The sequence below is a fragment of the Micromonospora sp. NPDC005324 genome (assembly GCF_040607155.1).
Classification (GTDB): domain Bacteria; phylum Actinomycetota; class Actinomycetes; order Mycobacteriales; family Micromonosporaceae; genus Micromonospora; species Micromonospora trifolii.
Map to the genome: position 1 here is coordinate 25175 of NZ_JBEXGE010000049.1, position 19460 is coordinate 44634.

General features: G+C 71.8%; 15 protein-coding genes. 11 read left to right on the forward strand and 4 right to left on the reverse strand.

The genetic code is table 11. The annotated features are described in order from the left end of the window. Positions 1–27 precede the first annotated feature (27 nt). Complete coding sequence (locus tag ABZS40_RS32695) at positions 28–2154, reverse strand: efflux RND transporter permease subunit (protein ID WP_354948011.1); 2127 nt, start codon at positions 2152–2154, stop codon at positions 28–30. Positions 2155–2277: 123 nt separating this feature from the next. On the opposite strand from ABZS40_RS32695, the gene ABZS40_RS32700 reads away from it, so the two are divergent. From ABZS40_RS32700 to ABZS40_RS32720, 5 genes are all read left to right on the forward strand, one after another. Then, positions 2278–2793 carry a MarR family transcriptional regulator gene (locus tag ABZS40_RS32700; protein WP_238659514.1) on the forward strand — a complete coding sequence of 172 codons (516 nt, stop codon included), beginning with the start codon at positions 2278–2280 and terminating at the stop codon, positions 2791–2793. A 3-nt stretch (positions 2794–2796) separates the two neighbouring features. Continuing rightward, entirely contained in the window at positions 2797–4476 is a 1680-nt protein-coding gene (locus ABZS40_RS32705) for a CocE/NonD family hydrolase (RefSeq protein WP_354948014.1), read from the forward strand. A 158-nt stretch (positions 4477–4634) separates the two neighbouring features. Then, positions 4635–5510, forward strand: a complete 876-nt coding sequence (locus ABZS40_RS32710; RefSeq protein ID WP_354948016.1) for a hypothetical protein — start codon at positions 4635–4637, stop codon at positions 5508–5510. 107 nt (positions 5511–5617) lie between these two features. After that, a complete protein-coding gene (locus ABZS40_RS32715; RefSeq protein ID WP_354948018.1) occupies positions 5618–6193 on the forward strand; it encodes a helix-turn-helix domain-containing protein in 576 nt (191 codons plus the stop codon). Beyond that, entirely contained in the window at positions 6190–7470 is a 1281-nt protein-coding gene (locus ABZS40_RS32720) for an MFS transporter (RefSeq protein ID WP_354948020.1), read from the forward strand. The genes ABZS40_RS32715 and ABZS40_RS32720 overlap by 4 nt, the downstream gene beginning before the upstream one ends. Positions 7471–7518: 48 nt before the next feature. Here ABZS40_RS32720 and ABZS40_RS32725 read toward each other — a convergent pair whose 3' ends face one another. Continuing rightward, positions 7519–7722, reverse strand: a complete 204-nt coding sequence (locus ABZS40_RS32725) for a cold-shock protein (RefSeq protein ID WP_007462771.1) — start codon at positions 7720–7722, stop codon at positions 7519–7521. 193 nt (positions 7723–7915) lie between these two features. Between ABZS40_RS32725 and ABZS40_RS32730 the strand changes: the two genes are divergently transcribed. After that, complete coding sequence (locus ABZS40_RS32730) at positions 7916–8599, forward strand: 50S ribosomal protein L11 methyltransferase (protein ID WP_354948022.1); 684 nt, start codon at positions 7916–7918, stop codon at positions 8597–8599. A 100-nt stretch (positions 8600–8699) separates the two neighbouring features. Then, positions 8700–9308, forward strand: a complete 609-nt coding sequence (locus ABZS40_RS32735; RefSeq protein ID WP_354948024.1) for a VTT domain-containing protein — start codon at positions 8700–8702, stop codon at positions 9306–9308. Positions 9309–9531: 223 nt separating this feature from the next. On the opposite strand, the gene ABZS40_RS32740 is transcribed toward ABZS40_RS32735, so the two are convergent. Next, positions 9532–10185 carry an MBL fold metallo-hydrolase gene (locus ABZS40_RS32740; protein WP_354948025.1) on the reverse strand — a complete coding sequence of 218 codons (654 nt, stop codon included), beginning with the start codon at positions 10183–10185 and terminating at the stop codon, positions 9532–9534. 7 nt (positions 10186–10192) lie between these two features. Next, positions 10193–10909, reverse strand: a complete 717-nt coding sequence (locus ABZS40_RS32745) for a maleylpyruvate isomerase family mycothiol-dependent enzyme (protein WP_354948027.1) — start codon at positions 10907–10909, stop codon at positions 10193–10195. Positions 10910–11087: 178 nt separating this feature from the next. Here ABZS40_RS32745 and rsgA point away from each other — a divergent pair, with 178 nt between their 5' ends. The 4 genes from rsgA (at position 11088) to uvrC (ending at position 18125) form a co-directional block, all read left to right on the forward strand. Then, positions 11088–12158, forward strand: coding sequence for a ribosome small subunit-dependent GTPase A (gene rsgA / locus ABZS40_RS32750; RefSeq protein WP_354948029.1), 1071 nt, complete (start codon positions 11088–11090; stop codon positions 12156–12158). Positions 12159–12363: 205 nt separating this feature from the next. Next, the gene (uvrA, locus tag ABZS40_RS32755) at positions 12364–15309 is read left to right on the forward strand and encodes an excinuclease ABC subunit UvrA (RefSeq protein WP_354948031.1); all 2946 of its coding nucleotides are present in this window, start codon (positions 12364–12366) and stop codon (positions 15307–15309) included. Between the two features lie 163 nt (positions 15310–15472). Next, positions 15473–15958 (forward strand): Rieske (2Fe-2S) protein, encoded by a 486-nt coding sequence (locus ABZS40_RS32760; protein ID WP_354948033.1) that lies wholly within the window; start codon positions 15473–15475, stop codon positions 15956–15958. 178 nt (positions 15959–16136) lie between these two features. Continuing rightward, positions 16137–18125: an excinuclease ABC subunit UvrC gene (gene uvrC / locus ABZS40_RS32765; protein ID WP_354948035.1), complete on the forward strand. Its 1989-nt coding sequence runs from the start codon at positions 16137–16139 to the stop codon at positions 18123–18125. The last annotated feature ends 1335 nt before the right edge of the window (positions 18126–19460 follow it).

The following is a 19460-nucleotide window of genomic DNA, read 5'->3' on the forward strand; positions in this document are numbered from 1 at the left end:
GGATTCGCCACGGCCCCGACGTGTCGGTCAGTCGTGCGCGGCGACCGGTTCGGGTGAGCGCGGGGTGGCCCGCACCCTGTCGCGCGTGATGCGGCCGGGCCACCAGAAGCGGTCGCCGAGCAGGAACGCCAACGCCGGCACCAGGACCGTGCGGACCAGCAGGGTGTCCAGCAGGACACCGATGCAGACGATGATGCCGATCTGGGTCAGGGTGATCAGCGGCAGCACGCCGAGCACGGCGAAGACAGCGGCGAGCAGCACGCCGGCGCTGGTGATCACACCGCCGGTGACCCGCAGGGCGGAGAGCATCCCGGCGCGGGTGCCGGCGCTGCGGGCGTCCTCCCGGGCCCGGGTGACCAGGAAGATGTTGTAGTCCACCCCGAGCGCCACCAGGAACACGAAGGCGAGCAGCAGCACACCGCTGTCCAGGGCCGGGAAACCCAGCACGTGGTCGAAGAGCAGCCAGGCCGCGCCGAGGCTGGCGAAGTACGAGGCGATCACTGTCAGCACCAACAGCAGCGGCGCGAGCAGGCCGCGTAGCAGCAGCACGAGCACGCCACCGACGAGCAGCAGGATGATCGGAAGGATGAGTCGCAGATCCCGGTCGTTGGCCTCGTCGGAGTCGTACGTGGCGGCCACGGAGCCACCGACGATCGCCCCGGACGGGGCGTCGGCGCCGGCGGCAGCCGGCGGCGCGGAGTCGGGGACGGCGGCGACCGCCGCCCGCAGCGCCTCGATCGCGCGGTCCGAGGCGGTGGTGCCGGGTTCGGCGTCGAGGACCACGTCGACCTGGGCGACGGCCTCGCCGGCGTCGCCGGGGCGGGCCGAGGCGACACCGGGTACCGCGGTGGCGGCGTCGGTGACCGCCCGCACCGCCGCCGGGGTGGTGATCACGGCGACGGGTTGGGTGCTGCCGGCGGGGAAGGCCCTGGCCAGGGTCTGCGCCCCGGTCACCGCCTCGGGCTCGGCCCGGAACTGTTCGGTCTCGGACAGGCCGGTACGGATGCCGAGCCCACCCAGCGCCAGGCCGCCGAGCAGCACTGTGGCCAGCGTCGCGACCACCACTGGCCGGCGTTGCACGGCGGCGCCGAGTCGACCCCAGAGCCGGCCCTCGCGGACCGGGCCACCGACCCGGGGTACGAACGGCCAGAACAGGCCGCGGCCGAAGAGCACCAGCACGGCGGGGAGCACGAACAGGGCCGAGAGCATGGCGAAGACCACACCGGTGGCGCACGCCACGGCCAGTGCCCGGTTGGTCTCCTGCTCACTGAGCAGCAGGGTGAGGACGCCGAGCACGACGGTGCCGCCGCTGGCGAGGATGGGCTCCGCGGTGCGACGCAGCGCGGCGCGCATCGCCGCGAACCGGTCCTCCTCGCGGCGCAGCTCCTCCCGGTAGCGAGCGATGAGCAGCAGCGCGTAGTCGGTGGCGGCGCCGAAGACCAGCACGCTGGCGATGCCGGTGACCTGACCCTGCTGGAGGTTGATGCCGACGCCCGGCACGATGACGTCCACCGCGCGCAGCGTGAGCTGCTCGGTCGCGGCGACCACTGCCAGCGGCACGATCCACAGGAACGGGCTGCGGTAGGTGATCAGCAGGAGCAGCGCGACCACGGCGGCGGTCACCACGAGCAGCGTGACGTCGGCGCCGTCGAACACCGAGGAGAGGTCGGCGGTGAACGCCGGTGCGCCGGTCACCTCGGCGGTCAGCCCGTCGGGCAGGTCCGCGAGGGTGGCGCGCAGCTGGGTCACCGTGTCGGTGACGACCTCCTGCCCGCCGGCGGTGTCCAGCGGCACGGCGACCAGGGCCACCGCGCCGTCCGGGGAGATCTGGGCGGGGCTGACCTGCCCACCCACCGCGAACCGGCGCAGGTCGTCGGCGCGAGCGCCGGCTGTCGCCCGGTCGGTCTCGCTCAGCGCCCCGCCGTCACCACGACTGATCACCACGATGGCCGGCTGCACGTCGCGCGACGGCAGCTGATCCTGGAGACGTTGCACCTGGGTCGACTGCCACTGCACGGACAGGCCGGTGGTGGAGACCGGCGCCGGGTTGTCCGGCTGGGGTGTCCCGAAGACGGCCGCGCCCACGACGATCGCGGCGGCCACGGTGAGCCAGGCGGCCAGCCGGCCACGAGCGACTCTGGTGAACACAGACATCAGGTGACCTCAAGGTCCTTCGAAAGTCGAGTATCTTGATAGCCGAGATTATCCGGGGCTGTTCTATGCTGCAACCCGGGGGACCGACGACGGGAAGAGCGGCGCGAGGTGGCGACTCACGGCATGTACCGACGGCGCGACACGCGCCGCGAGCAGCTGGTCGCGGAGATCACCAACAACCTCCGGCGGTACGCGGTGGACGCCCAGCAGGTCGGCCACGCCTTCGCCAACCTGCACGGCCTCAACCCGACCGACCTGCAGGCGTTGATCGCGGTGATGGACGCCGAGCTGCTCGGTGATCCGATCACCCCCGGCCGACTCGGCGAGCAGCTGAACCTCTCCTCCGGCTCGGTCACGGCCCTGATCGACCGCCTGGAGCGGGCCGGGCACATCCGCCGCGACCGGGACACCGTCGACCGGCGCAAGGTGCTGCTGCACTACGCCGACCAGGGCGCCGCCCTGGCCATGCAGTTCTTCCAGCCGCTGGGCGCCCGCACCGACACGGTGATGGCCCGCTTCGGCGAAGACGAGCTGGAGGTGGTGCACCGGTTCATGGCGGAGATGAGCGAGTCGCTGCGGGGGCACCGCGACGCGGTGCGCGCCGCCCGGCCGGAGTCACCCCGCCGCCCGACGGGCTGACCGGTGCCCGACCGGCTCGTCACACGCCTCGCCAGCGCCGCGCTGCGCCTGCCGCCGACCCGTCCCGCCCCGGTGCGGGTCAGCCGTGACCTCCCGGTGCGGGCCCGCGACGGTGTGGTGCTGCGCACCGACCACTACGCCCCGGCCGTCGGCGTCGCGCCGACAGTGCTGATCCGCACCCCCTACGGGCGGGCTGGACCGCTGCGGCTGCTCGGTCGGCTGCTCGCCGCCCGGGGTCGGCACGCCGTGATCCAGTCGTGCCGGGGCACCGGCGGCTCCGGTGGAACGTTCGCCCCGCTGGTGCACGAGCGCGACGACGGCGCGGACACCCTGGACTGGCTGCGTCGTCAACCCTGGTGGTCCGGGCAGCTCGGCATGTTCGGGGTCAGCTATCAGGGCTTCGCGCAGTGGGCCCTGGCCGCCGACGCCGGCGAGGAGCTGCGCGCGATGGTCGCCGTGGTGACCGCCTCGGCCACCCGCGACTCGACGTACGCGGGGGAGTCCTTCGCCCTGGACACCGTGCTGACCTGGGCGGAGCTGCTACACGCGCAGACCGTGCCGTGGCTGGCCCGGCAGTGGGAACTCAAGCGCGGGCAGCCCCGGCTGGCCGCCGCGCTGGATCACCTTCCCCTGGCCGACGCCGACCGGGTGGCCACCGGCGTGACCATCCCGTTCTTCCAGGAGTGGCTGCGCCACCACACCCCGCAGGCCGCGTACTGGCGGACCCGGGTCTTCGCCGACCAGGTCGCCAAGGTGCGGGCGCCGGTGGTCATGGTCACCGGCTGGCACGACATCTTCCTGCCCGCCCAGCTCGACGACCACGCCGTGCTGCGCGCCGCCGGCACACCGCCGCGCCTGGTGATCGGCCCGTGGACGCACGGCAGTCCCGGACTGTTCACGGCCGCGCTGCGCGAGGGGCTGGCCTGGCTCGACGAGCACCTGCCGGCCGTCCCGCGATCGCCCGGTCCGGCGCGGCCCGCCCGGCCGCCCGTGCGCATCCACGTCAGCGGCGCAGGCGGGGGCTGGCGGGACCTGCCGGACTGGCCACCCCCGGCGACCGAGACCGCCTGGCACCTGCAACCCGGTGGCGAGCTGGCCGCACGTCCACCGGTCGCGTCGACACCGGACGCACTCCGCTACGACCCCGCCGACCCCACCCCGTCGCTGGGCGGCCCACTGCTCGTCGCCCAACGGGCCGGCCCGGTGGACAACCGGCGCGTCGAGGCCCGCCCCGACGTGCTGACCTACACCAGCGCCCCGCTGACCGGGCCGATCGAGGTGATCGGCCCGGTCCGCGCCGAGATCCACGTCCGCAGCGACCTGCCGTACCTGGACGTCTTCGTTCGTCTGTGCGACGTGGACCGTCGGGGTCGCTCGTGGAACGTGTGCGACGGCCTGGTGCGGGTCACACCCGAGCGCTTCCCGGCCGACCCCTGCGGGGCGCTGCGGATTCCGGTGCCGCTCTGGCCGACCGCGTACCGGTTCGCCGCCGGGCACCGGCTGCGGGTGCAGGTCTCCGGCGGCGCCCATCCACGGTGGGCCCGCAACCCCGGCACCGGGGAGCCGCTCGGCACGGCGGTGACGCTGCGTGCCGGTTGGCGGCAGGTCCTGCACGACCCGGCGCACCCCTCGGCGCTGCTGCTGCCGATCGTCCACTCTGCCCCGCCGCAAGTTCCAATCTGAACAGACCCGTCCTGAGCTGGGCGTTTGCCGAAAACGCGGGCTATGGTTGAGTCAACGCCCGGCGCCGTGCACCAGTAGGCCGGGCTCGCCCGAAGCCCAGCACCGCGTACGCGGTGTGACGTCGTGCCCGGTCCCCACCTCTCGGAAAGGGGGACCCCATGACCCGGGCCCCGGCTAATCTTCTGGCCGTCCGAAGCCTGCTCCTCACTCACCTCGACAACGCCCCCGGGCCAGACGACCTGGACCCGGGCGAGGTCGGCATCGTCGGCGACTCGGCCCACCGGGGTGGCTACCACTGCGGATCGGACCGGGTGGTCACGAACGACTACTCGGTGGTCGAGTCGCCCCGCGACCGGGCCGGGCTGACCCTCGACGCGGCGGCGCTGGACGTCGGCCAGTTCAACGTCCGCTCCGGTGGGCGTACGAACACCCTGCCCAGCTTCTCGGTCTGGTGCGTCGCGCAGTGCGCCGCGAACGCGGCCGACACCCGGGACATCCGGGAGATCATCTACAGCCCCGACGGCACCACTGTGAAGCGGTGGGACCGCCTTGGCAAGCGCACCAGCGGCGACAGCTCACACCGCTGGCACACCCACTTCAGCTTCTTCCGCGACGCCATCAAGGCGGGCCGCGACCAGCGGCCCCTGTTCCGCCGCTACCTCAGCTCCATCGGACTCTTGGAGGACGACGACATGACCCCCGAAGAACACAACTGGCTGGCCACCGTCCACAAGAACCTCACGGTGCTGGATGGCCGCAACCCGATCGGGCAGATCTACACCCGGATGTCGATGGGTGAGGATGCCACCGTCCCGAACTTCGTCTCGGCGCACCCGACGCTGACGTCGCTCGCCGCTCAGGTGAGCGCGTTGCAGACAGCGCTGACCGCGCTGTCCAACCGGGACTTCACCGACGAGCCGGCGATCGTCCAGGGTGTGCTGGCCTCGCTGACGCCGGAGAAGATCGCCGCAGCCATCCCGCCCACCATGGCCAAGCAGGTCGCCGACGAGCTGGCCCGCCGGCTGGTCGCCTGAGCGAGGGGTGGCCCGAGGGCCGCCGGGCCGCCCCTCTTGGCGCATCTGCAACAGCTCTTGAGCAACATATATTGCGCAAGAGCTGTTGCAGATGTCATCCTGTCGACATGGACAGCCCCGACGTACGCCAGGTCACCGACTCGCGGGTGCTGGCCGCCATGTCCCACCCGCTACGCCGCCGGCTGATGGACGTGTTCAAGGTCCACGGGCCCTCCACCGTCGGGATGCTCGCCGAGCGCACCGACCAGGCCCCCGCGAACGTCAGCCACCACCTCAAGGTCCTCGCCGCCGCCGACCTGGTCGCCGAGGCGCCCGAGTTGGCCCGGGACCGGCGCGAGCGGTGGTGGCGCCTGGTCACCCGGAAGCTGCGCTGGTCCAACGCCGACTTCGACGCCGACCCGGCCGCCCGAGCGGTCGCCGACGCCGCCACCTCGCTCAACCTGGACCGGCACGTCGCCCTGGCCCGGGCCTGGCACGCCGCCGACGAGAGCACCCAGGCCACCTGGAACGACGCGCCGTTCTCCACCGACCACTGGCTACGCCTCACACCTGAGGAGCTGGCCGAGCTGAGCCGCGAAATGATCGAGGTCCTCGCGCGCTGGGCCGACCGGGAGCTGCCCGACGACGACGCCGACCGCAGGCCGGTCTTCGTGTTCGTCCACGGCGTACCGGCCCGACCGTGACCACCGCCACCCGCGGCGACTCCACCGACGTCCGGTCGACCGGAGGGCTGCTGCGGCACCGCGACTTCCGGCTGCTCTGGGCCGGCCAGGCGGTCAGCAGCGTCGGCAGCAACGTCACCACTGTCGCGCTGCCCCTGGTAGCGGTCGCCATCCTCGACGCCGGCACCTTCCAGGTGGCGGTGCTCACCGCCGCGGCCTGGCTGCCCTGGTTGCTGATCGGCCTGCCGGCCGGCGCGTGGGTCGACCGGCTGCCCCGCCGACCGGTGATGGTGATCTGCGACCTGCTCTGCGCGGTGGCCTTCCTCAGCGTGCCGCTGGCCGCCCTGCTGGACCGGCTCACCGTCGCGCAGCTGCTGGTGGTCGCCCTCAGCGCCGGCGCCGCGCGGGTCTTCTTCGAAACCGCCGACCAGGTCTACCTGCCGGTGCTGCTGCGACCCGGGCAACTGCCGGAGGGCAACGCCAAGCTCCAGGCGACCCAGACCGTGAGCTACGTCGTCGGCCCCGGCCTCGCCGGCCTGATCGCCCAGCTCACCGGCGCCGTCGCCGCACTGCTGCTGGACGCGCTCACGTTCCTGCTCTCCGCGGTGTTCCTGCTGCGCATCCGCACCCGCGAACCACGCGTACGCCCCGCGCAACGATCCCGATCGCTGCGCCGGGACATCACCGAGGGGCTGCGTTTCGTCATCCGGGACCCGTACCTACGGGTGCTGACGGTCTTCGGCGCGGCCAGCAACATCGGGCTGACCGGCTACCAGGCCGTCCTGGTGGTCTTCCTGGTCCGCGAACTGCGCCTCGAGCCGGGGCTGGTGGGTGGGCTCGTCGGCGTGATGAGCGCCGGCGGGATCATCGGCGCGCTGCTCGCCACCACTGTGGCCCGGCGCTGCGGCACCGCACGGGCGCTGCTGATCGCGGCGGCGCTCACCGGCCCGCCCGCGCTGCTCATCCCGCTCGCCGCACCCGGCGTCGGGCTGGCCTGGCCAGCCCTCGGCGGTCTGCTGGTCGGCCTCGGGGTGGCCATCGGCAACGTGGTCAAGGGCGCCTTCCGGCAGACCTACACGCCGCACCACCTGCTGGGCCGGGTGACAGTGAGCATGCACCTGCTCAACTACGGCACGATCCCGCTGGCGGCCGTGCTGGCCGGCGCGATCGGCGTACGTTACGGCGTCGGGACGGCAATTGTCGTGATGACCGCCTGGCTGGCGCTCACCCCGTTGATTCTGTTGGTTGGGCCAATCCGGAGGCGGCGGGACCTGCCCGCCGCCCCGGCGGCGTCTTGAGTGCGCTGCGACGGCGGCCGGAGACCGGCCGCCGTCACCGGCACGGAGCTACATCGGGCGGACGTTGTCCGCCTGCGGACCCTTCTGCCCCTGGGTCACCTCGAACTCGACCTTCTGGCCCTCGTTGAGCTCCCGGTAGCCGCTCGAAGCGATGGCGGAGTAGTGGACGAACACGTCCGGCCCTCCACCGTCCTGCTCGATGAAGCCGAAGCCCTTTTCCGAGTTGAACCACTTAACCGTGCCGGTTGCCATGCATCTCTCCCTGTTCAAAGCGGCTGACCCTCGGCCTCTGGCCGATGATCGCCCGTACCTGTTCGACAGTAACGGGCAAAACCCCGATCCGCTGGCCGAAGTGCCGTAGGTATTTGACTGAAGTCGGGTGAACTCTGCGCGGCGGCATGTGAAACCCGCCCCGACCAACCGCCGCTGGGGCATGCTTGCGCCGATGAGAGATGCCGCAGCCGACGCGCTGACCGAGCTGGAACGCGAGATCCATGCGCCCGGCGCCGGTCTGGACCGGCTCCGGTTGATGCCCACCCCGTTCGTCCCCGAGGTGCGGCTTCACCTCGCCGAGGACGCGATCGTCTGGTGGGCGCGGATGGAGGCCAACGCCGGACACACACTGCCGGCGCCGTACTGGGCGTCCGCCTGGGCCGGTGGACAGGCCCTCGCCCGCCACCTCCTCGACCACCCGGAGCTGGCCGCCGGCCGCCGGGTGCTCGATCTCGCCGCCGGGTCCGGGCTGGTGGCCATCGCCGCCGCGCTGGCCGGCGCCGCGGAGGTGATCGCCAACGACATCGACCCGTACGCCGTCGCCGCCGTCACCCTCAACGCGCGGGCCAACGACGTCACCGTCGACGCCACCGGGGACGACCTGCTCGACAACACCGAAGCGAAGGTCGACCTGGTCGTCGCCGGGGACGTCTTCTACGACCGCGCGATGGCCGACCGGATGCTGCCCTTCCTTCAGCGGGCCGCCGCCGCGGGGGCCGACGTGCTGGTCGGCGACCCCGGCCGGGGACACCTACCGACGGACCGCCTGACCGTGCTGGCCGACTACCCGGTGCCCACCACCGAACCGTCGGTCGACTCGTCGCTCCGCCACGTGCAGGTGCTGCGCCCCGCCTGAGGCGGACCCCGACTCAGGGGCGACCCCGAGGCGGATACCAGGGGTCACTCGGGGCTACGACCCGATGTCCGAACTGCTACCGCGGCCATAGCGTCAACTCATGACGCAATGGCTGGCCCAGATCGGAGAACTACCAGTTGTTCTGCTGATGGGTGCGCTCGGGCTCGTCATGCTCTTCGACGCCGTACCCCTGCTGGGTGTCCTCGTCCCCGGCGACGTGGCGATCCTCGCCGCCGTCGGCGTCGGCCGCCCGAGCACCGGGCTGGCCACCTTCACCGCGGTGCTGATCGGCTGCCTGGCCGGCTGGTCGCTGAGCTTCCTGGTCGGCCGTCACTACTCCGACCGACTGCGCGACAGCCGCCTCGGCGGCTGGATCGGCGAGAGCCGCTGGACAGCGGCCGAAGGAATCCTGCGGCGCGGCGGCGGCCGGATGATGGTGGTCGCGCCGTTCCTGCCGGTCTTCAACGCGCTGCTGCCACTGGCCGCCGGCGGGCTGCGGATGTCGTACCGTCGATTTCTCGGCTGCGCGACGCTCGGCGCGGCCGCCTGGGCCGGTCTCTACCTCGCCCTGGGCACCGCGTCCCGGTCGGTGGCCGGCCTGCTGCCGGGCAACCCCAGCCCACTGCTGGTCACCATGGGGGTCGGGCTGGTGCTGGCTTCCGTCGCGTTGCTGGGGGCGCGGCGGCGGTTGTTCTCCGTCGTCGGCTGAGTTGTCTTCGTTCTGGGGGGGGGGGCGCTGGGGCTGGGTTGCGGTGGGTGGGGGCGGGGGCCCGCCGTGACCGGCTCCGGGCGGTCAGGCTTGATCCCTGCGCCGGGCACGGCGGGCCCCCGCCCCGTCGTTGTTCCGGTTCGCGCGGGGTGCCGCCGCCGTCGGTGGGGTTATTGATCTTGGTGGTTCCTGGTTGACGTCGGGTCTTCTGTCTGGTGGTGGGTTACCAGCCTCTGGCTTTCCACTGGGGGAGGGAGGGGCGTTCGGCGCCCAGGGTGCTGTCCTTGCCGTGGCCCGGGTAGAACCAGGTGTCGTCCGGGAGTTGGTCGAACAGCTTGTGCTCGACGTCGCCGATCAGCGCCGCGAAGCGCTCCGGGTCCTTGTCGGTGTTACCCACTCCACCCGGGAAGAGACTGTCGCCGGTGAAGAGGTGCGGTGTGCCGGCCGGGTCGCGGTAGAGCAGCGCGATCGAACCCGGGGTGTGCCCCTTGATGTGGATGACCTCCAGCGCGCAGTCGCCGACCGCCACGGTGTCGCCGTCGGCCAGGCGCTCCGCCTCGATCGGCAGCCCCGCCGCGTCGTCGGCGTGCACCAGCGCCCGGGCGCCGGTCTTGGCGACGACCTCCTCCAGCGCCACCCAGTGATCCATGTGCTGGTGGGTCGACACCACGGCGCTGAGCCCACCGGCACCGATCAGTTCGAGCAGCCGGGGCGCCTCGTTGGCGGCGTCGATCAGCACCTGGTCACCGGTGCCCGTGCAGCGCAGCAGGTAGGCGTTGTTGTCCATCGGACCCACCGACAGCTTGCTGATGGCCAGCCCGTCCAGCTCCCGAACCGCCGGTGGGCCGCCGTGCGTGACGTCTCCGCTGTATGTCATGACGTTTCTAGATCCATTCCGGTGGAGTAGGCAGGGGACCGTCAGGGGTGACGGAGAGCGTGGCGCCGTCGGCGCGGCCGATCAGCCAGGCGGCGAGGTCGGGGGCGGGACCGGCGACGACCGGGGCGTCCACGCGCTCCCCGATCATCACCTCGTGCTCGCTGCCGTCGAGGCGCAGCACCATCGACGGCGGTGTCGGCCCCATGGCGTGATGGCTGGCCGCCTCCCGCAGCAGACGGTGGGCGAACGTCTCCGACCAGTCCGCGGCCCGGTAGTCGGCAGCCAGATCAAGGTGGTGCACCTCGATCTCCCGCAGCCGGCCCCAGACGAGCAGCGCCGCCGGCCACGGGCCCTTACGCGCCTGCACCGTCGCCGCCCAGGCATCGGCCGGCATCGCCGCGACCGCCTCGGAGAACAGGTCCGCGGTGCGCCGCAGGTCGTCCAGGTGCGCGGCAGGTGGCCGGCTTGAACCGGCTTCGATGTCCGCGGTGCGGGCGTCCAGCGAGGCGTACATCGGCAGCGCCTCCCCGGTGCGGGCCGCGGTGAGCAGGTTGACGAAGCCGTCGGCGTTGCGCGCCACGTGTGCCAGCACGTGGCCGCGCGTCCAGCCCGGCAGCAGCGACGCCGCGGCCAGGTCCGCGGCGTCGAAAGAAGCGGCGGTACGTAGTAGTCGGCTGGTGGCCGCGTCCACCTCGCCCATCAGCAGCAGCGGATCCGTGGTCACCCGTCGACCCTAGCGGTCCGCCGTCGCGCCGTCGCCGGGGAAATCGCTTTCGGCGCGTCGGCGCGCGACCTACCGTCAGCGGCAGACGCGGCACCGGGACATCGGACGGAGGTGGTGATCATGCCGGACGTGGCACGCGTGTTCCGCCATCACCAGCTTCGACACCGATGAGGATGCCATGACGATCGATCTGACCGCCCTCGGCTGGGACGCCGAGCGGACGGCGTACGCCGCGCGACGCGGCGAGCACCAGCCGGGTCGGGTGGCCCGGGTGGACCGGGGAGTCTGCACGGTCCTCACAGCGGCCGGCCCGCTCCGGGCCAGTCTGGGTGGGGCGGTGCTGACCGCCGCCGCGCGGGACCCGTCCGCGCTGCCCTGCGCCGGGGACTGGGTGCTGCTGACCCACTGGCCGGACCGCCGCGTCACAGTGGAGGCGGTGCTGCCGCGGCGAGGAGCGTTGATCCGGCGTACCGCCGGCAAGGACGCCAGCGGCCAGGTGCTGGCCGCCAACCTCGACGCCGCCGCCGTGGTGGAGCCGGTGCACCCCGAGCCGGACGTGGGCCGGATCGAGCGCCTGCTCTCCCTGGCCCACGAGTCCGGCGCCCGGCCACTTGTCGTCCTGACCAAGGCGGACCTCGCGGCCGACCCGGCCGCGCTGGCCCACCAGCTGGCCGCCGTCGCACCCGGGGTGCCGGTGCTGCCGGTCAGCGCCGAACGGGGCCTCGGGCTGGAACCGCTGCGCGCCGAGGTGACGCCCGGCCGCACGCTCGGCCTGCTCGGCCCGTCCGGTGCGGGCAAGTCGAGCCTGGTCAACGCCCTCGTCGGGGCGGTGATGATGCCCACCCAGGCGATCCGGCGCGTCGACGGCAAGGGTCGGCACACCACCACCTGGCGGGCCCTCGTACCCATCCCCGGTGGCGGTGCGGTGATCGACACGCCCGGTGTCCGGGCGGTCGGCCTGCTGGACGGCGCAACCGGGCTCGACCGGGCGTTCGCCGACATCACCGGGCTGGCCGAGGGCTGCCGGTACGCCGACTGCGGCCACGACGGCGAGCCGGCCTGCGCGGTCCGGGAGGCGCTGCACACCGGCGAGCTCTCCACCCGTCGGTGGGAGAGCTGGCGGCGACTACAGGGTGAGGTAACCCACGAGAGCCGACGGCGGGAGGCCCGGGTGGCGGCGGAGCGGCGCGGCGGGTGGCGTTCGGCGCGGCGTCGGGCCGCGCGTCCGCCGACGCCCGGCGGCTACTGACCGGGCGTCCGCCGACGGGCGGGCGCCCGGGCAGGCGGGCGGCGCGGCCGACCGGGCTGAGCTGGGGGAATGTGCGGGCGAGGGAAACTGTCATACCTCGGGGCTAGAGTTGCCGAGGCGTGTTTTCCGCGCCCGCACGACCGCTCAAGACCACCCAGAGCGGGACAGATCCTTCGCTTCGTCTTCTCCCGGGAGTACACGCACCGTGGCCGACCGACTGATCATCCGTGGCGCGCGCGAGCACAACCTGCGTGACGTCAGTCTCGACCTGCCCCGGGACGCACTCATCGTGTTCACCGGGCTGTCCGGGTCGGGCAAGTCGAGCCTGGCCTTCGACACGATCTTCGCTGAGGGGCAGCGCCGCTACGTCGAGTCGCTCTCGTCGTACGCCCGGCAGTTCCTCGGCCAGATGGACAAGCCAGACGTCGACTTCATCGAGGGCCTGAGCCCGGCCGTCTCGATCGACCAGAAATCCACCTCGCGCAACCCGCGCTCGACCGTCGGCACCATCACCGAGGTCTACGACTACCTGCGTCTGCTCTACGCCCGCATCGGTGAGCCGCACTGCCCGGTCTGTGGTGAGCGCATCTCCCGGCAGAGCCCGCAGCAGATCGTCGACCGGGTTCTCGCGATGGCCGAGGGCACCAAGTTCATGGTGCTCGCCCCGGTCATCCGCGGCCGCAAGGGCGAATATGTCGATCTCTTCGCCGAGCTCCAGGCCAAGGGCTACGCCCGGGCCCGGGTCGACGGCGTGGTGCACCCGCTGACCGAGCCGCCGAAGCTCAAGAAGCAGGAGAAGCACACCATCGAGGTGGTGATCGACCGGCTCACCGTCAAGCCGAGCGCCAAGCAGCGCCTCACCGACTCGGTCGAGGCCGCCCTGGGCCTGTCCAGCGGCCTGGTCCTGCTCGACTTCGTCGACCTTCCCGAGGACGACCCGGACCGCGAGCGCCGCTACTCCGAGCACCTGGCCTGCCCCAACGACCACCCGCTCGCCATCGAGGATCTCGAGCCCCGGGTCTTCTCCTTCAACGCGCCCTACGGCGCCTGCCCGGAGTGCACCGGCCTGGGCACCAAGAAGGAGGTCGACCCGGAGCTGCTGGTTCCCGACCCTGAGCGCAGCCTGCGTGAGGGCGCCATCCAGCCCTGGTCCACCGGGCACAACCTCGAATACTTCCTGCGCCTGCTGGAGGCGCTCGGCGAGGCCCAGCACTTCGACATCGACACCCCGTGGCGGGCGTTGCCGGCGCGGGCGCAGAAGACGATCCTGCACGGCTCCGACGATCAGGTGCACGTGCGTTACCGCAACAAGTACGGCCGTGAGCGCTCCTACTACACCGGCTTCGAGGGCGTGGTGCAGTGGATCGAGCGCCGGCACTCCGACACCGAGTCCGAGTCGTCCCGCGACAAGTACGAGGGCTACATGCGCGACGTGCCGTGCGCGGCGTGCGGCGGCGCCCGGCTCAAGCCCGAGGTCCTCGCGGTCACGTTGGCCGGCAAGAGCATCGCCGAGGTCTGCAACCTGTCCGTTGGCGAGTGCGCCGACCTGCTCGCCGGCATCGAGCTGACCGACCGGCAGAAGATGATCGCCGAGCGGGTCCTCAAGGAGATCAACGCCCGGCTGCGGTTCCTGCTCGACGTCGGCCTGGACTACCTCTCCCTGGACCGCCCGGCCGGCACGCTGTCCGGCGGTGAGGCACAGCGCATCCGGCTGGCCACCCAGATCGGCTCCGGCCTGGTGGGCGTGCTCTACGTGCTCGACGAGCCGTCGATCGGGCTGCACCAGCGCGACAACCATCGGCTGATCGAGACCCTGATCCGGCTGCGCGGGCTGGGCAACACGCTGATCGTGGTGGAGCACGACGAGGACACCATCCGCACCGCCGACTGGATCGTCGACATCGGGCCCGGCGCCGGTGAGCACGGCGGCAAGATCGTGCACAGCGGCTCGGTGCCGGCGCTGCTGAAGAACAAGGAGTCGATCACCGGGGCATACCTGTCCGGTCGACGGTCGATCCCGACGCCGACGGGCCGCCGCCCACAGGACCCGGACCGGGAGCTGGTGGTGCACGGCGCGCGGGAGCACAACCTGCGCAACCTGACCGTCTCGTTCCCGCTGGGCCAGATGATCGCGGTCACCGGGGTCAGCGGCTCGGGCAAGTCGACGCTGGTCAACGACATCCTCTACGCGGTGCTCGCCAACCAGATCAACGGCGCCCGGCTGGTGCCCGGTCGGCACACCCGGGTCTCCGGTCTGGAGCACGTGGACAAGGTCGTCGGCGTGGACCAGTCGCCGATCGGCCGGACGCCGCGCTCCAACCCGGCCACCTACACCGGTGTCTGGGACCACGTCCGCAAGCTCTTCGCGGAGACCACCGAGGCGAAGGTGCGCGGCTACGGCCCGGGCCGGTTCTCCTTCAACGTCAAGGGCGGGCGCTGCGAGGCGTGCTCGGGTGACGGCACCATCAAGATCGAGATGAACTTCCTTCCCGACGTGTACGTCCCGTGCGAGGTCTGCAAGGGCGCCCGGTACAACCGGGAGACCCTGGAGGTGCACTACAAGGGCAAGACCGTCTCGGACGTGCTGGAGATGCCGATCGAGGTGGGCGCCGAGTTCTTCTCCGCCATCCCGCCCATCCACCGGCACCTCAAGACGCTCGTCGACGTCGGCCTGGGCTACGTCCGCCTCGGTCAGCCCGCGCCGACCCTCTCCGGTGGTGAGGCGCAGCGGGTCAAGCTCGCCTCCGAGCTGCAGAAGCGCTCCACCGGGCGGACGGTCTACGTGCTCGACGAGCCGACCACCGGTCTGCACTTCGAGGACATCCGCAAGCTGCTGATGGTGCTGGAAGGGCTTGTCGACAAGGGCAACACGGTGATCACCATCGAGCACAACCTCGACGTGATCAAGACCGCGGACTGGCTGATCGACATGGGTCCCGAGGGTGGCCACCGGGGCGGCACCGTGCTCGCCACCGGCACCCCCGAGGAGGTCGCCGAGGTGGCCGAGAGCCACACCGGCGAGTTCCTGCGCCAGGTGCTCAAGCTCGACGGCAAGGCCAAGGGTGCGGCTGCCGCCACCACCCGGGCCGCCAAGGCCAACGGCGTGACCAAGGCGCGGGCCAACCGTAAGGTGCCGGCCGCCGCGCGCTGACCAGTCTGTGCGTGTTCGTGGGGCGGGGCGGGTCGGTTGACGACCCGCCCCGCCGCATTTGCCGGGTCGAACGAGTGCCGCGATGAACCATCCGGCACAGTTGCCCGTGTGGAGAAGTGTGGCCGGCTTTCGACCGGCGCAGCGGGCTAGAGAGAGGCGAGGCATGAGTGACGATCAGGCGCTGACCGGTCCGGGTACGCAGACACGTCGTACCCTGCTCACCGGCGTCGGGGCGGTCGGCGCGGCCGTCGTCCTGGCTGCCTGCGGCAGCGACGACGGCGGTAGCGGCAGTGACGCACCCACCAGTGGTGGTCCCGCCGTGCCCAGCACCGGTGACGCCGGCGGCGGCGACCGGCAGAATGCCCAGTCGTTGGCCACCACCGCCGACATCCCGGTCGGTGGCGGCAAGGTCCTCGCCGCCGAAGGTGTGGTCATCACCCAGCCCGCGGCGGGCCAGTTCAAGGGCTTCAGCCCGATCTGTACGCACCAGAACTGCCCGGTGACGAACGTCGACGGCGGCACCATCAACTGCACCTGCCACGGGAGCAAGTTCTCGATCGAGGACGGCTCGGTGAAGGCCGGCCCGGCCACCAAGCCGCTGCCGCCCAAGGAGATCAAGGTCACCGGCGACCAGATCTCGCTGGCCTGATCCGACGCCGGGCTGCCCCGGCCGCGCACGTCGACCGGTCGGTCGGCCCGGCGTCGCAGGATCGACTCGCGTTTCGGGACGTCGGGGTGTCAGCGGTGTGCCGACACCCCGACTCCCGGGCCGCCGAGTGGATCACGCCTGCGGTGGGCTGTCGGTGCTGCGGACTAGGCTTGTTGGTGTGGCTGACCCCTCGACCTATCGCCCCGCACCCGGCACCATCCCGGAGCTACCGGGGGTCTACCGCTTTCGCGACGGCACCGGCCGGGTGATCTACGTCGGCAAGGCGCGAAATCTGCGCAGCCGACTCAACTCCTACTTCGGCGACGTCTGGAACCTGCACGAGCGCACCCGGCAGATGGTCACCACCGCCGAGTCGGTGGACTGGATCACCGTCGGCACCGAGGTCGAGGCGCTCCAGCAGGAGTTCACCTGGATCAAGCAGTACGACCCGCGGTTCAACGTCCGCTACCGCGACGACAAGTCGTACCCCTATCTCGCCGTCACCCTCGACGAGGAGTACCCACGGCTCCAGGTGATGCGCGGCGCCAAGCGCAAGGGCGTGCGTTACTTCGGTCCCTACTCGCATGCCTGGGCCATCCGGGAGACCCTCGACCTGCTGCTGCGGGTGTTCCCCGCGCGCACGTGCTCCGCCGGGGTGTTCAAGCGGGCCGGTCAGGTCGGTCGCCCCTGCCTGCTGGGCTACATCGGCAAGTGCTCGGCGCCGTGCGTGGGCACCGTCTCCGCCGACGAACACCGGGCGATCGTCGACGGGTTCTGCGACTTCATGGCCGGGCGCACCGACACCATGGTCCGCAAGATCGAACGCGAGATGACCGAGGCGAGCGAGCAGCTGGAGTTCGAGCGGGCCGCCCGGCTGCGCGACGACGTGGCCGCGCTGCGCCGGGCCATGGAGAAGCAGACCGTGGTGCTCGGCGACGGCACCGACGCGGACGTCGTCGCGTTCGCCGACGACCCACTCGAGGCGGCCGTGCAGGTCTTCCACGTCCGCGACGGCCGGGTCCGCGGCCAGCGCGGCTGGGTGGTGGAGAAGACCGAGGACCTGACCACCGGGGACCTGGTGCACCACTTCTGCACCCAGGTGTACGGCGGCGAGCACGGCGAGGCCGACGTACCTCGCGAGCTGCTGGTCCCCGAGCTGCCCGCGGACGCCGAGGCGCTGGCCGAGTGGCTCTCCAACCACCGTGGCAGTCGGGTGTCGCTGCGGGTGCCGCAGCGTGGCGACAAACGCTCACTGATGGAGACGGTGGAGCGCAACGCCAAGGACGCGCTGGCAAGGCACAAGCTCAAGCGCTCCGGTGACCTGACCACCCGGGGCAAGGCACTGGACGAGATCAGCGAGGCGCTGGGCATGAGCACCTCGCCGCTGCGCATCGAGTGTTTCGACATCTCCCAGATCCAGGGCACCGACGTGGTCGCCAGCATGGTGGTCTTCGAGGACGGGTTGCCCCGCAAGAGCGAGTACCGGCGGTTCATCGTCCGGGGCGCCACCGACGACCTCTCCGCGATGTCGGAGGTGCTCCGTCGGCGCTTCGCCCGCTACCTGGACGCCAGGGCCGAGACGGGCGAGGTGGGCGTGGAGTCCGCCGACGACGCTGCCGCCCCCGAGGACGCGGTCGAGCCGCAGGTCGGTGTCCTGATCGATCCGACCACCGGCCGACCACGAAAATTCGCGTACCCGCCGCAGCTGGTGGTCGTCGACGGCGGCGCCCCACAGGTCGCGGCCGCCGCGCAGGCCCTCGCCGACCTGGGCATCGACGACGTGGCGCTGTGCGGGCTGGCCAAGCGGCTGGAGGAGGTGTGGCTCCCGGACGACGAGTTCCCGGTCATCCTCCCGCGCACCTCCGAAGGGCTCTACCTGCTGCAACGGGTGCGGGACGAGGCCCACCGGTTCGCCATCACCTTCCACCGGCAGCGCCGCTCCAAGCGGATGACCGAGTCGGCGCTGGACCACGTACCCGGCCTCGGCGAGGTGCGTCGCAAGGCGCTGCTGCGGCACTTCGGCTCGCTCAAGCGACTCTCAGCCGCAACCGTCGAAGAGATCACCGAGGTGCCGGGGGTGGGGCGGCGCACCGCCGAGGCGATCCTGGCCGCCCTCGACAAGGACACGAAGGCCGGCGACGGCGCGGGGGCGAAGCCCAGCACCTGAGCACCGCCCTCGCTCGCCTGGTCGGAGGCCGACCAGCTCACGCTGACGGTCCTCGCTAGCCCATTGATGGGCGGTCGCGCCCCCATGATCGTGCCCGATCCTGGTTGTCAACACCGTTGCGTAAGGCGATCGGTTGCTTCGGGCAAGGGGCGATTGTGCATTCCGAAACCCCAGGTTCGGACTCCAGGAACGCCCACCTGCGCCGATCCTGCACCTTCGGTCGCCGAAGAGTACGGGATGCCCCTTAAGTCGGGACAGTAAGCGCAAGATCGGGCATCAGGACAGCCCGGCTTCGTCGATCATGGGGTTGTGGTGCCTGACTTGGTGCTGTGTGGGCCGCTTTGTCGCCCACCACAACTCCATGATCGACGAGGCGGGGCGGGGTTGACGAACAGCCACTCCGCCTAACGCAACAGTGTTGTCCTGGATGTAGTGGCCTCGTGGCGTCGGGAGGGGCCTGTTTCCTGGACCGAGCACGATCATGCGAGGCGCGCGAGGTTCCGCACGAGGTTTCCCCCGTCCGGCCGCCGAACCGGGACGGCGGGTCGAGGGCACGGTGCACGGCGCCCAACCGCAGGACGCTCTCGCCCCCGGCCGGGTCGGTCGGCAGGACGCTCTTGCCCCGAATCGGTCCGGTCCGCGACGATGCCGTCCCCCCTGAGTCGGCCCGATCCACGCCCACGCTCTGGCTCCGAGTCGGCGCAGTCAGGGGCCCGCGAACGGCGCAGACCGGCATGATCCACTCGGCTTTCAGGAAGTCGGGGCAGTCCCCGGCACCCGGACACCGCGACTTCCAGGAACCCGAGTCGATCACGCCACCTCGTCCGCCGTGTCCGTTTCTCCGGCCCCGGGCGGCGTCGGGGGTTGTCCGGTTTGGCCCCGGGCGTCGGGTGGTCGGGGCCACCCCGGCGGCGGAATCGGCGACCGGGCCGGGTCGTTATACCTGGCAGACCACCGCAACAGCCAGGGTCATGGTGCGCCGGCCCCGCCGGGAACGCCGCCAGATCCTCCGGCCGGAGACACCCGCCGGGAACACCCGCCACGCCGCCCCGGTTACATCCCCCCGCACGGCCGAGCACCACGATGGCCGGGCACGGCAGCCGCCGGGAACACCCGCCAGGTCGCCTCGGTTACATCGCCCGCACGGCCGAGCACCACAACGGCCAACCCCCCCGCACGGCCGAGCACCCCAAACGGCCGACCCGCCGCGGGTAGGCGGAATGACCTGCCACCGCGAACGGTTACACCCTGTCCCGACGCCGACCCCCTTCGCGGGTCACCGGGCAGAACCCCTCGAACTTTCCCCGCACGGTCGCACTGACCCCCCGTTGAGAG